This window comes from Pseudalgibacter alginicilyticus, assembly GCF_001310225.1.
Classification (GTDB): Bacteria; Bacteroidota; Bacteroidia; order Flavobacteriales; family Flavobacteriaceae; genus Pseudalgibacter; species Pseudalgibacter alginicilyticus.
Genome location: NZ_CP012898.1, coordinates 1,852,141 through 1,865,700 on the forward strand (window position 1 = coordinate 1,852,141; position 13,560 = coordinate 1,865,700).

Consider the following 13,560-nt stretch of genomic DNA (forward strand, 5'->3'; position numbering starts at 1 on the left):
ATTTCTGTGCTAATCACAGTCTAAGCATGACTTCTAAAAAAAATTAAAGCAACAAATGAAAATAGAAAACACAAAAGCACAAATGCGAAAAGGTGTTTTAGAATACTGCATATTATCTGTATTAAAAGACGATGACGCATATGTTGCAGAAATTTTAGACACTTTAAAAGGCGCTAAATTGCTTGTGGTAGAAGGAACCATTTATCCACTATTAACAAGATTAAAAAATGCAGGGCTTCTTAATTACCGTTGGGAGGAATCCTCCTCTGGACCACCAAGAAAATATTACGGCCTAACAGAAACAGGAAAATTATTCTTAGATGAACTAACTAATACTTGGATTGAATTACAAAACGCAGTAAACATAGTAACAAGCCAAAAAAAGAAAAACAATGAATAAAACGGTCAACATAAATTTAGCAGGCATTTTTTTTCATATTGATGAAGATGCATACTTAAAACTACAACGTTATTTGGATGCTATAAAACGTTCTTTTACTGATTCTGAGGGGCGTTCAGAAATTATAGCAGATATTGAAGCACGTATTGCCGAACTTTTCTCCCAACGGGTAAAACACGACAAGCAGGTTATTGGAAATAAAGAAGTAGATGAAGTGATAGCCATTATGGGACAACCCGAAGACTATCTTGTTGATGATGAAATTTTTGAAGATGAGCCTAAAGAAAATTACAAAGCAAAAAAAACACATTCAAAAAAACTATTCAGGGACCCTGACAACAGATACATAGGAGGTGTATCGTCTGGCTTAGGTCACTATTTAGGTATTGATGCTATTTGGATTCGATTTGCTTGGATTATACTATTTAGCGTTTTTGGCACAGGCATCCTACTTTATATTTTGTTGTGGATTCTGTTACCCGAAGCTAAAACAACAGCCGAAAAAATAATGATGACCGGAGAGCCGGTTAACATTAGCAACATTGAAAAAAAAATAAAAGACGGATTTGACACCGTATCTAAAACCGTTTCAGATACGGTTAAAAATGTAGACCTCCCCAAACAAGGACAACGAATTAAATCAACTTCCAAATCCTTTTTTGATAATTTAGGAAGCATTATAATGTTCTTCTTAAAGGTTTTTGCAAAATTTATAGGTATAATACTTATGATTGCAGGTGCTTCTACACTTATTGGATTAATTGTTGCGCTGTTTTCAGTTGGTATATTAAACAATATTCATATTACAGGTTGGGAATACCTAAACATTGTAAACGCAGGAGACACCCCTATATGGCTTGTATCCCTATTATTATTTTTTACTATTGGTATTCCATTTTTTTTCTTGTTTTATTTAGGTTTAAAAATTTTAATAAACAATCTAAAATCTATCGGAAATATCGCTAAATTTACATTATTAGGATTGTGGCTTATTTCTATAATTGGCCTGATAATTATTGGCGTTAAACAAGCAAGCGAACATGCTTTTACTGAAAAAATAATTGAAAAAACAGAACTAAAAATCACTAATACTGATACAATTTATGTGAAAATGAATGGAAGTGATTATTATGGAAAACACCACTATAATAATAGTTTTAAAATCGCAAATAATGAAAATGGTGACAAAATGATTTATCGATCCTACATAAAACTATTTGTAAAATCAACCCACGATACAATTGCAAAAATAAATATATCAAAAAGTGCTCAAGGAGGTGATTATGACAAAGCAATAGAGCGTGCTAAAAAGATAAATTATCACTACGAACTTAGAAACAAAACACTATTATTAGATTCTTATTTAACCACCAATCCTAAAAACAAATTTAGTAATCAGGGAATCACAATAACCTTATTCTTACCAGAAGGTAGTGTTGTTAATTTTGACAAAAACACAAAATCATTTTTCAATTATAGTAAATATGATAATTATTTAGTCTCTTCAAATGACGTTAACCACAATTTAAAAATTCTTGAAAATGACATTACATGCTTAGACTGCGACAATGAAAAAGATTTAAAATTAGATATCAATATTAAAGATGAAGATAATAGCATAAAAATCAATGCCGAAGGAATTAAAATTAAAGCTGATGGCTCTACTATAGAAATTAGCAGTAAAGGTATAACAGGTAACATTGAAGATGTAAATGTTAATTCAGACAGCCTTAATATAAAATCAAAAAACAAATAATTCATTTATCATTATAATATAAAAACGAACAGTTATGACAACCATTATCAAAATAATTATAGCTACTATAATAAATATTATTATTGTTTTTATGCACCTTTAACATGTTATGTTTATATAACAGATTTATACATTAACTTAGTAACCTCAAACCATTTCCAAGTTTTAATCAAATCTTTGAAATGGTTTTTACTTATATTTGTTAAAACACAACCCTCATAAACATGGCTAAAAGCACATTTGCATTATTTTTCACACCCCTTTTGTGTATCATGTTACATGCTCAAAAACCTGAAAAAGTTAAAGGCAATAGAAATGTAATTATTCAAGAAACATTAATAAATCCCTTTCATACAGTTAGCATAGATGAAGATTTTGAAATTGAAATAATTTACAACAAAATACCGTCTGTAGAAATTGAAGCCGATGAAAATCTTCATGAATTTATTGAATTTGAAGTAAGAAATGATATCCTTTCGTTTAATAAAACAAAAAGAATAACATCAAAAAAAAAGTTGAATATCATTGTTAAATACAATGATATGCTTCACACTATTGAAACCAATGAGAATAGTGAAATAAAGTCATTAACGACTATGGAATTAAATAACGCCACGTTAATCACTTATGGTTCATCAAAAGCCGACTTAACTATAAATACTAACCAATTAATTTTAGAAGGTAAAGAGCGCTCCAAAGTAAAGTTAGACTTAATTAGTGAGCATACAAACATAACACTTGTTGATAACAGCAAATTGGATGGACTTATTAACTCGCCAGAATTGCATTTAAATTTAAGTCAACGTGCCAATGCCAACTTAAATGGAAATGGTGAAAACTTAATAATAAAAGCTAATAATTATTCGCAATTTATAGGGAAAGATTTTACGGTTAAAACTTGCGAAGTTATTTGTGATATTTCTAGCGATGCAACTATTGACGTCACTGAAAGTATTATGATTGAGGCTTCTGGAACCAGTAGTATTTATTTATATAACAATCCAAAAATAACTATAAATAGATTTACAGATACCACCAAACTTCAGAAAAAAGTCAAATAAACTGTTTTTTTTTAACTTTTTATGAATGATATTCTTTTACTTCCAACTGAAAATCTATTTCTATATTATCTTCAACTTCAATAAGTCCAAATAATTTTTTAGGAGCTTGCATTTCAAAATCTTTCAAACTAATATTAGCTTTACCTGTTATAAACATATTGTTTTCTCCTGTTAGTGATACTGGAATTTCATAATTATTTACAAGACCCGCTATTTTAATATCTACATGAACAAGTGCTTTAGATGTATGTTTGTTGTCGGTTTTCAATTCTTTTAAAAATAAATATATTTTAGGATGTTTATCCGTTTTTAAAATCTTTTGAAAATCGCTATTAATTCCTTTACCTCCACAATCAAAATAAAAATTATCTAAAACTAAAGCCGTTTTTTTAAAAACAACTTTATCCCCTATTCTTTCAAAAATAACCGGAATTGGTTTTTTCAATTGGTTAACATTGTATTTGCATTCAAAAGTGTTGATATTAGTAACCCCTTTAACAGATAACTTACTACTTGGTGTTACTAAAACAGAAGTTTCCACAATATTTACATCATCTTTTATAAACCCAAGCGATGCCATAACAAAAACAAAAATTATTATTTTTTTCATAAACTTGTTGTCAATTTTTATTAAATGTAATTTTCCACAATAATACATAATAACATTTTTATTTAGAATAAAAAAATAACCTGAAATAATCAATGCAAATAATTTTAATTATAGATCCATTCAGGAGTAACAAAGCTATTATGTTTTTAGATCTGTGCCTAATAAGCTAATCAATGCTATAAAAAACAAACCTCAAAATACATACCAATTTAATATTTTGCAAATATTTAATTAGCGTTTTGAGGCTTGTTTAATTATTTTTTATTTAAAATTTGTTTAGAAACTTATCACAGCTTCAAGCATAAATCCATCAAACTGACCATCCTCAAATTGATCTCCTACGGCAAAATCGTTATAATTTTGATTTACGTATTCCGCTTTCAATAAAACATTTTTAGTCATAAACCAACCAGCACCTAATTGAAATCTATTAATGCTAATATCATCACCACTAGCTAACTCAGAACTAACTGTGTTATAACGAGCTCCAAAGAATACTTTTTCTTCAGGACCAAATCTGTAAATAGCCTCACCTGCAAACTGCTCAGTATTTCTTCTGTCTGTTTCAACTAAACTTCTACCTGAAGTTAATTCAATAGTTCCAAATACTTCCAATCCACCATATTTCAAAAATGGATTAATCATTACTGCAGTAATTTTATTTCCATAGCTTGGATCAAAACGACCTGATCTAAATCCTGAAGATCCTGGCACTTCCATAATACTATAATATCTAGAACCTGCTCTATCTGCTGAATATAGATATAATCTTGATGAATATCCTGTATTATACAATGACCCTGTTAATCTAACTCTTAAATCTGTATCGATTTGTTTATCATAACCTAATTTGGCTAAAAGAGCTGCTCCACCAGTTGTACCATCAGTTTCTATAACATTTTGATTTAATTTTCCATTAGAAAATCCTACCATTCCAAAAAATCCACTATCTGTATTATAATACACTTCAGCACCTACTTCTGTAGTAAATGAATCCATAATTAAATTTCCAACAAATGGATTGTAAAGTGCTTGTGCATTATCTGTTCTTCTAAAATGCGCATCACCATAGTTATTCTCCATGTGTCCAATTTTAATAGTCGTATTTTTCATAAGACCTCCTAAAAAGCCCTCACTAATAAAATCTAATTTATCTATTTGAAAATACCCTCCTTTTACATATGGCTCTGGGTGGTGTCTAGAAGATAAGTATGTTCTTAAATGCATATTTACACCATCATAAAGCGCTACATCTAAATCTAAATTAGCAGTAGCTAAGTTAAAGTTACTCCCAACATCTCCTAATACTACAGCTCCTGAATTTTCATGATCTAATGATTGAAATTGTAAGGCAAATGACCCGCCTATTCTTACTTTCACACCATCAAAAGTAGTTACCGTATCTTTAGGCGATTCAAAAACATTAACACCATTTTTATCTGGCTGCCTGTAATTATCTAAGTTTCTGTTTTGAGCATAAAAACTAACTCCAGTTAATAATACTACTGATAGTATTGCTTTGTTTAAAATTGATTTCATAATTGTTTTATTTAAGTGTTTATTTAAGTATTTTTTTTAATTATTTTAATACGATTGAAAATTTAATTGTCAATTCTTCTCCAGTAGTAATAGCTCCAAACATTGCTTTGGGAGGCTCCACTTTAAAATCAGTCATATTAATTTTCTTTTCTCCAGTCAAGATTGCTTTTCCTCCATTAGTATTAACATCAAAATCTAAAGAAATACGCTTTTTAGTACCTGCTATTGTCAAATCACCTGAAGATTTTACAGCAAACACCCCTGCTCCTTTACTTGTTACACTTTTAGCTTCTACCAGTTGAAATGTGATTGTTTTGTGATCATCGGTTTTTAAAGCTTTAAAAGTATTTTTATCCATTGAAGATTTTCCACTTTTTAAACTTTCTGCAGTTACCACCACATTAATAGCCTCAATTAAGCATTCATTTAAATTCTTGAAAGAAATTTTTCCGCTTAAATTTTCGGCATCTAATTCCCAATCATGAACATTTGATGTTCCTAAAACTTTTAATGAAGATTCTTGATTGTTTAAATTAAATTCTTGAGCTTGAGTTTTACCTGACGTAAAAATAAATAGAACTAATAAGCTCAAAATAGTCATATTCATTTTTCTAAATTTCCACATAATTATTTGCTTTTAATATTACACTGCAAAGATTCAAGTAAACGAAAATAAAATATATGATATATGTCATATTATGAAAAAATGTCAAATAATTCATGAAATTAATACACAAAACACTCATTATGAGCTGTTAATTTAACAATAATACTAGCCAAACATTTCAAATAAAATATAGCACACCCGTTTACTCAGTAAAAATCCATTAAAAATAATGAAACTTAAAACTTAATGAGCATCTAAAATGGTTCGGAAAATAAAAATCAATAAACTTATAAACGGTTAAACTAATACGCATTTAAAATGTAACTTTGCATCCATATTTACACAAGATGCGATTACACAGAAACTTATGCTTTGCGGTTATTGATGGATTAACCTTAATTTTTAACGAAGGAAATTATGCCGATAAGGTTATTCAGCAACTTTTAAAACGCGATAAACGTTGGGGTGCCCGCGACCGTGCTTTTGTTGCCGAAACCACTTATGACATTGTACGGTGGAAACGATTATATGCTGAAATTGCAGAAGTTAAAGAACCGTTTGATAGAGAAAACCTATGGCGCATGTTTGCCGTTTGGGCCACTTTAAAAGGTATTAAACTGCCCGATTGGTCTTATTTTGAAAAAACACCAACTCGAAAAATTAAAGGGCGATTTGACGAACTTTCAAAAATTAGAAAATTTAAAGAATCCATTCCTGATTGGATAGATGAAATAGGCGAAAAGGAATTAGGTAAAGCTACTTGGAGTTTAGAAATTAGTGCTTTAAACGAGCAAGCTGATGTTATTTTAAGAGTCAATACTCTAAAAACAACTAAAGAAAAGCTACAAACCGAATTATTTGATTTGGATATTGAAACCGAATTTTTAGCGGAATATCCAAATGCTCTAAAACTTAAAGAGCGTGCCAATGTATTTACTACCGAAGCCTTCAAAAATGGGTATTTTGAAGTTCAAGACGCATCGTCTCAATTAGTTGCTGAGTTTTTAAATGTACAACCTGGCATGCGTGTGGTAGATACTTGCGCTGGTGCTGGTGGAAAAACTTTGCATATTGCTTCTTTAATGGAAAACAAAGGGCAAATTATTGCTATGGATATTTATGGAAATAAATTGAACGAATTAAAACGACGCGCTAAACGAAACGGCGCTCATAATATTGAAAACCGTGTTATCGAATCTACCAAAGTTATAAAAAAACTTTATAATAAAGCAGACCGTGTTTTGATTGACGCACCATGTTCAGGATTAGGTGTGTTAAGAAGAAATCCCGATGCGAAATGGAAATTACAACCCGATTTTGTTGATAAAATTAAAATCACTCAACAGAACATCTTACAACAATATTCTAAAATGCTTAAAGTTGGCGGTCAAATGGTTTATGCAACCTGTTCTGTATTACCATCAGAAAACCAAAATCAAGTATCAACTTTTTTAAAATCGGAAGCTGGGGAAAACTTTACTTTAATAAAAGACAAAAAAATATTAGCTCATAAATCTGGATTTGATGGGTTTTATATGGCATTGTTGGAACGTCAATCCTAAATATATTATAAAGAATTTTTTATTTAACCATCTGCACATACACAAAAAATTAAATTCGTGTTAAAATATTCTCTGTTACTAACCGATTGTTTAGTTTTGATTTATAATTAGAAAATGGCAAGAAAAAAAAAATATAACGAAACTGAAGTTGTTGAAAAAGCAATGACCCTTTTTTGGAAAAATGGTTATGAAGCAACATCCATGCAAATGCTTGAAAAGGAGATGGGCATTAATAAATTTTCAATATATGCAAGTTTCGGAAACAAACACGGCCTGTTCATTGAAAGTTTAAAACAATACAAAACTAAAGTACATGCCATTTTAGATAAATTTAAAAAAGGAACAAAAGGCGTAGAAGATATTAAACAATTTTTTTATGATTCTGTAAGTTCTGAATATAAAAACGACAATATAAAAGGATGCTTTATAACAAACACCTATAATGAGTTCTCTGAAAACGAAGATCAATTAGTTCAGGAACAGATGAGTACTTTTATGAATAACTTAAAATCCATTATTATTGAAAAATTACAAATGGATCTTTCAAAAGACAAAGAAACTATTATAAAACAAGCTAATTATTTATTATTAGCAAAACATGGTTTAGCCGCCGCAGCAAGAGTTAACACAAAACAAGAAATAGAAGATTATATTGAAATGACATTTAAAAACATATAACCCTTTTTTTTACAAAATAACTAAACGAACGTTTAGAAAAATTAACATTAATAACAAAAAATTATGACTACATTAAAAGTTCACAACATTGAAACAGCACCAGAAGGCAGTAAACCATTATTAGAAAACTCTGAAAAAGCCTTTGGAAGAATTCCAGGTTTACATGGTGTTTTAGCTGGTGCTCCTAAAATATTAGAGGCTTATCAAACTTTACACAGTTTATTTGTTGAATCATCTTTTAACGAAGAAGAATTAACAGTCGTTTGGCAAACTATCAATGTAGAGCACGCTTGTCATTATTGTGTTCCTGCACACACTGGAATTGCAAAAATGATGAAAGTTGATGATAAAATTACAGAGGCATTACGTAACGAAACACCTTTAGAAGATTCTAAGTTAGAAGCCTTACGCACCATGACTTTATCCATTGTTAGAAATCGTGGAAATGTTTCTGAGGCAGATTTAAACGCTTTTTATACTGCAGGTTATGCTGAAGCTCAAGTATTGGAAATTATTTTAGGCTTATCACAAAAAACAATAAGTAACTACGTAAACCATATAGCAAATACACCTGTTGATTCGGAATTTAAAAAATTTGAATGGACCAAAGAAAATGTGGTAGCTTAACTCTTTAAAAACCACCTATTAATAGCAGTAAGCCTTTCGTTTTAAGCGCGAAAGGTTTTTTTAATAACAGCTTATAAAAAAACAACTATATAATATGGATAATAATAGACGAAATTTCATTAAAAACTTAAGCTTAGTAGGAACTACAGGAATGTTAATTCCAAATTTAGCTATTGGAAATACACAAGAAAACCCAAATATTATGATAAATAAAACAAGACCTAAAGTATTGTTTTTTGATGTAAATGAAACACTTTTGGATCTTACCGACATGAAAAAACAAGTTGGTGAAGCTTTAAATGGAAGAGAAGATTTATTATCTCTTTGGTTTACAACCATGCTACAATACTCATTAGTAACCACAGCCAGTGGACAATACGAACATTTTGGAAACATAGGGGCAGCCGCACTACAAATGGTAGCAGCAAATAATGGCATTACAATAAAGGAAGATGAAGCAAGAAACATCATACTAAATGCACTTAGGGGATTACCTTCACACCCTGAAGTTGAAGAAGCTTTAAAAGAACTAAAAAAGGCTGGTTATAAATTAGTATCTTTTACAAATTCTTCAAATGAAGGAGTTAGAAAACAATTTGAAAGTGCCGGATTAACATCATATTTTGATGAAAGACTAAGTGTGGAAGACATTGGTAAATTTAAACCCTTTTCAGACACCTATGCTTGGGGTGCCCGCAAAATGGGTATAAAACCAGAAGAATGCATGCTTATAGCTGCACACGGCTGGGATGTAGCAGGAGCACTTTGGGCTGGTTGGAGAGCCGCTTTTATTAGTCGACCTGGGCAACAACTGTTTCCTATAGCTCCAAAAACAGAAATTATTGAATCAGACCTTCTTAAGATTTCAAAAAAACTCGTTGTACTAAAAAAATGATTGTTTATCATGTTTAAACACCCACTAATAACTCAAAACTTACATCCCTATATTTTTGCGTGAAATTAAACTAAAAAAAAGTAAATTTGCACTTTCTTTAAACACACACAAATCAATAAATAATGATTCATTTCTTTGGAAACGTAACCAGCAAGATTTTTGCTGTTCAAACAACAAAAGAATTATCAACTGAAACCATTGCAAAACTATCGTGGTTATTTGGCAATCAGCCTAAAATAGAACAAGCATCGCTCGATGCTTTTTTTGTTGGCCCTCGTGCTGCCATGATTACACCTTGGAGTACCAATGCTGTGGAAATTACCCAAAATATGGGTATTGCCGATATTATTCGTATTGAAGAATTTCAAGCCGTTTCTAAGAATTTTAACGAATTTGACCCGATGATTTCTGAAAAATTCAAAGGATTAAATCAAAATTCATTTACGATTGATATCAAACCAGAACCTATTCTTGACATTAAAGATATTTCAGCATACAATCAACAAGAAGGTTTATCATTAAGTGATGAAGAAGTGAAATATTTGGAAGGTGTGTCTAAAAAAATTGGAAGACCTTTAACGGATTCTGAAGTTTTTGGATTTTCTCAGGTGAATTCTGAGCACTGCCGTCATAAAATTTTCAACGGTACGTTTGTAATTGATGGAGAAGAAAAACCAACCTCACTTTTCAAACTTATTAGAAAAACATCTGAAACACACCCAAACACCATTGTTTCTGCTTATAAAGATAATGTTGCTTTTATTGAAGGTCCAAAAGTAGAACAGTTTGCTCCAAAGCGTGCAGACATTCCTGATTATTACACAACTCAAGATTTTGATTCTGTTATTTCATTAAAAGCAGAAACACACAATTTTCCAACTACCGTTGAGCCATTTAATGGTGCTGCAACTGGTGCTGGTGGGGAAATTAGAGATAGGTTGGCTGGAGGAAAAGGTTCTTTGCCTTTGGCTGGAACAGCGGTTTACATGACCTCATATTCTAGACTGGAAGAAAACAGACCTTGGGAACAAAAATTTGAAGCCAGAAAATGGTTATATCAAACACCTATGGATATTTTAATAAAGGCTTCGAATGGCGCGTCTGATTTTGGAAACAAATTTGGACAACCGCTTATATGTGGTTCGGTATTAACTTTTGAACATAACGAAAATGCCTCTTCAAGTGAGTCTGCTCCACGTAAATTAGGTTTTGATAAAGTGATTATGCAAGCTGGAGGTATTGGTTATGGTAAAAAAGAACAAGCTTTAAAAGAAACTCCCAAAACGGGTGATAAAATTGTAATTCTTGGTGGTGAAAATTACAGAATCGGCATGGGTGGTGCCGCAGTTTCTTCTGCGGACACTGGTGAATTTGCTTCGGGTATTGAATTAAATGCCGTTCAACGTTCTAATCCAGAAATGCAAAAACGTGCTGCCAACGCAGTTCGTGGCATGGTAGAAAGTGACGAAAATTTTATTGTTTCCATTCATGATCATGGTGCTGGTGGTCATTTAAACTGCTTATCAGAATTAGTAGAAGATACTGGAGGAAAAATCGATTTAGACGCCCTTCCTGTAGGAGACCCAACACTTTCTGACAAAGAAATTATTGGTAACGAATCACAAGAGCGCATGGGCTTGGTCATTGCCGAAAAACATATAAAAACACTACACAATATTGCAGACCGTGAGCGTTCTCCTATGTATACAGTAGGTGACGTAAGTGGAGACAATCGATTTACTTTCGAATCTAAAACTAACGGACACAAACCTATGGATTTAGCCATGGAAGATATGTTTGGAAGTTCTCCAAAAACCATTTTAACAGATAAAACGGTACTTAGAAATTATAAAAACCCAAGATATAAAACCAAAAATTTACAAATCTATTTGGAGCAGGTTTTGCAATTGGAAGCTGTAGCTTGTAAAGATTGGTTAACAAATAAAGTAGACCGCTGTGTTGGTGGAAAAGTTGCCAAACAGCAATGTGTTGGCCCTTTACAAATCCCTCTAAACAATGTTGCTGTTATGGCTCTTGATTTTAAAGGGAAAGAAGGTGTTGCAACGTCCATTGGGCACTCGCCTATTTCTGGATTAATAAACTCGGCTGCAGGTAGTAGAAATGCCATTACGGAAACCCTAACCAACATTATTTGGGCACCGCTAAAAAATGATTTAAAAAGTATTTCGCTTTCGGCAAACTGGATGTGGCCTTGTAAAAACGAAGGTGAAGACGCCCGTTTATACGAAGCTGTTCAAGCAGTTTCAGAATTTGCAATCGATTTAGGTATCAATGTCCCAACAGGAAAAGATTCGCTTTCCATGAAACAAAAATACCCTGAGGGCGATGTCATTTCTCCTGGAACTGTTATTATTTCAGCAGGTGCAAATTGTAATGATATAACAAAAGTGGTGGAACCAGTTTTAAAACAAAATGCTGGTAACATTTACTATATTAATATATCTCAAGATGATTTTAAATTAGGAGGAAGTTCTTTCAATCAAGTATTGAATACTATTGGAAACGAAGCACCTGACGTAAAAGACCCTGCCTTTGTTAAAACAGTTTTTAATACCATCCAAACCCTCATTAAAACAGATAAAATTAAAGCAGGTCACGATGTTGCTTCTGGAGGATTAATTACTACTCTTTTAGAATTGTGTTTTGCTGATGTTAATTTAGGTGCTGATTTTAATCTTTCTAAATTAAATGAAGACGATTCTATCAAAGTGTTATTTGCTGAAAATTCAGGTATTGTATTTCAAGCAGATGCTTCAGTAGAAACAATTTTATCTAAAAATAACATAGAGTTTTTCAATATAGGTTCAGCTAATAATACTGGCTATGTTACCATTAAAAATAACGACGACATTTTCACCTTTAATGTTGTTAAAACAAGAGATATTTGGTACAAAACATCATATTTATTAGATCAAAAACAAACAGCAAATGGTTTAGCTCAAAATCGTTTTGATAATTATAAAAATCAACCTTTACAATATGTTTTCCCTAAACATTTTACTGGTGTTTTCACTCCTATCAATAACCTAAAAAATAAACCTAAAGCAGCTATCCTCCGAGAAAAAGGAAGTAATTCTGAACGCGAAATGGCAAATGCCATGTATTTAGCTGGTTTTGATGTAAAAGATGTACATATGACCGATTTAATTTCTGGTCGTGAAACTTTAAAAGACATTCAGTTTTTAGGAGCTGTTGGAGGATTCAGTAACAGTGATGTTTTAGGGTCTGCTAAAGGTTGGGCTGGAGCTATTAAATACAATGAAAAAGCCAATAAAGTGATTAAAGATTTCTTTGCTAGGGAGGATACTTTATCTGTTGGAATTTGTAATGGTTGTCAATTATGGATGGAATTAGACCTCATCAATCCAGAACATGATATTCATGGAAAGATGTTGCATAATGATTCTCATAAACATGAAAGTGCTTTCACTTCAGTAAAAATTCAAGAAAACAACTCCGTAATGCTTTCAACACTTGCTGGCAGCACTTTAGGAGTATGGATTTCGCATGGCGAAGGAAAATTTAATTTACCTTATGCAGAAGATAAATATCAAATTGTTGCTAAATACGCTTATACCGAATACCCACATAATCCAAATGGTTCTGACTTCAACACAGCAATGATGTGTGATAAAACAGGACGTCATTTAGTAACTATGCCACATATTGAGCGCTCCACATTTCAATGGAATTGGGCAAACTATCCTGACGGTAGGAAAGACGAAGTTTCACCTTGGTTGGAAGCTTTTGTAAATGCCAGAATTTGGTTAGAAAAACAGTAATTATTCAAATAAAAACTCCCGA

General features: G+C 31.6%; 11 protein-coding genes. 8 read left to right on the top strand and 3 right to left on the bottom strand.

The window, feature by feature from the left end; translation table 11 throughout:
• Window positions 1-55: 55 nt before the first annotated feature.
• The 3 genes from APS56_RS07710 to APS56_RS07720 all read left to right on the top strand — a co-directional run bounded on the left by APS56_RS07710 (window position 56) and on the right by APS56_RS07720 (window position 3,217).
• Entirely contained in the window at window positions 56-400 is a 345-nt protein-coding gene (locus tag APS56_RS07710; RefSeq protein ID WP_054726871.1) for a PadR family transcriptional regulator, read from the top strand.
• Window positions 393-2,156 (top strand): PspC domain-containing protein, encoded by a 1,764-nt coding sequence (locus APS56_RS07715; RefSeq protein WP_054726873.1) that lies wholly within the window; start codon window positions 393-395, stop codon window positions 2,154-2,156. The genes APS56_RS07710 and APS56_RS07715 overlap by 8 nt, the downstream gene beginning before the upstream one ends.
• Window positions 2,157-2,380: 224 nt before the next feature.
• Window positions 2,381-3,217 carry a GIN domain-containing protein gene (locus tag APS56_RS07720; protein ID WP_054726875.1) on the top strand — a complete coding sequence of 279 codons (837 nt, stop codon included), beginning with the start codon at window positions 2,381-2,383 and terminating at the stop codon, window positions 3,215-3,217.
• A gap of 19 nt (window positions 3,218-3,236) precedes the next feature.
• Here APS56_RS07720 and APS56_RS07725 read toward each other — a convergent pair whose 3' ends face one another.
• The 3 genes from APS56_RS07725 to APS56_RS07735 all read right to left on the bottom strand — a co-directional run bounded on the left by APS56_RS07725 (window position 3,237) and on the right by APS56_RS07735 (window position 5,991).
• A complete protein-coding gene (locus APS56_RS07725) occupies window positions 3,237-3,827 on the bottom strand; it encodes a YceI family protein (RefSeq protein ID WP_157757632.1) in 591 nt (196 codons plus the stop codon).
• A gap of 276 nt (window positions 3,828-4,103) precedes the next feature.
• Window positions 4,104-5,366: a hypothetical protein gene (locus APS56_RS07730; RefSeq protein WP_054726879.1), complete on the bottom strand. Its 1,263-nt coding sequence runs from the start codon at window positions 5,364-5,366 to the stop codon at window positions 4,104-4,106.
• 40 nt (window positions 5,367-5,406) lie between these two features.
• A complete protein-coding gene (locus APS56_RS07735; RefSeq protein WP_054726881.1) occupies window positions 5,407-5,991 on the bottom strand; it encodes a YceI family protein in 585 nt (194 codons plus the stop codon).
• A 329-nt stretch (window positions 5,992-6,320) separates the two neighbouring features.
• Here APS56_RS07735 and APS56_RS07740 point away from each other — a divergent pair, with 329 nt between their 5' ends.
• The 5 genes from APS56_RS07740 (at window position 6,321) to purL (ending at window position 13,538) form a co-directional block, all read left to right on the top strand.
• Entirely contained in the window at window positions 6,321-7,535 is a 1,215-nt protein-coding gene (locus APS56_RS07740; protein WP_054726884.1) for an RsmB/NOP family class I SAM-dependent RNA methyltransferase, read from the top strand.
• 114 nt (window positions 7,536-7,649) lie between these two features.
• A complete protein-coding gene (locus tag APS56_RS07745; protein ID WP_054726886.1) occupies window positions 7,650-8,213 on the top strand; it encodes a TetR/AcrR family transcriptional regulator in 564 nt (187 codons plus the stop codon).
• A gap of 63 nt (window positions 8,214-8,276) precedes the next feature.
• Window positions 8,277-8,840 (top strand): carboxymuconolactone decarboxylase family protein, encoded by a 564-nt coding sequence (locus APS56_RS07750; RefSeq protein ID WP_054726889.1) that lies wholly within the window; start codon window positions 8,277-8,279, stop codon window positions 8,838-8,840.
• A 94-nt stretch (window positions 8,841-8,934) separates the two neighbouring features.
• A complete protein-coding gene (locus APS56_RS07755; protein WP_054726891.1) occupies window positions 8,935-9,735 on the top strand; it encodes a haloacid dehalogenase type II in 801 nt (266 codons plus the stop codon).
• Between the two features lie 122 nt (window positions 9,736-9,857).
• Window positions 9,858-13,538, top strand: a complete 3,681-nt coding sequence (purL, locus tag APS56_RS07760) for a phosphoribosylformylglycinamidine synthase (protein WP_054726893.1) — start codon at window positions 9,858-9,860, stop codon at window positions 13,536-13,538.
• The last annotated feature ends 22 nt before the right edge of the window (window positions 13,539-13,560 follow it).

Excerpts from the sequence above, each read along its gene's own strand:
- APS56_RS07710 (WP_054726871.1), top strand. The coding sequence starts at position 56 with ATGAAAATAGAAAACACAAAAGCACAAATGCGAAAAGGTGTTTTAGAA.
- APS56_RS07715 (WP_054726873.1), top strand. The coding sequence starts at position 393 with ATGAATAAAACGGTCAACATAAATTTAGCAGGCATTTTTTTTCATATT.
- APS56_RS07720 (WP_054726875.1), top strand. The coding sequence starts at position 2,381 with ATGGCTAAAAGCACATTTGCATTATTTTTCACACCCCTTTTGTGTATC.
- APS56_RS07725 (WP_157757632.1), bottom strand. The coding sequence starts at position 3,827 with ATGAAAAAAATAATAATTTTTGTTTTTGTTATGGCATCGCTTGGGTTT.
- APS56_RS07730 (WP_054726879.1), bottom strand. The coding sequence starts at position 5,366 with ATGAAATCAATTTTAAACAAAGCAATACTATCAGTAGTATTATTAACT.
- APS56_RS07735 (WP_054726881.1), bottom strand. The coding sequence starts at position 5,991 with ATGTGGAAATTTAGAAAAATGAATATGACTATTTTGAGCTTATTAGTT.
- APS56_RS07740 (WP_054726884.1), top strand. The coding sequence starts at position 6,321 with ATGCGATTACACAGAAACTTATGCTTTGCGGTTATTGATGGATTAACC.
- APS56_RS07745 (WP_054726886.1), top strand. The coding sequence starts at position 7,650 with ATGGCAAGAAAAAAAAAATATAACGAAACTGAAGTTGTTGAAAAAGCA.
- APS56_RS07750 (WP_054726889.1), top strand. The coding sequence starts at position 8,277 with ATGACTACATTAAAAGTTCACAACATTGAAACAGCACCAGAAGGCAGT.
- APS56_RS07755 (WP_054726891.1), top strand. The coding sequence starts at position 8,935 with ATGGATAATAATAGACGAAATTTCATTAAAAACTTAAGCTTAGTAGGA.
- purL (WP_054726893.1), top strand. The coding sequence starts at position 9,858 with ATGATTCATTTCTTTGGAAACGTAACCAGCAAGATTTTTGCTGTTCAA.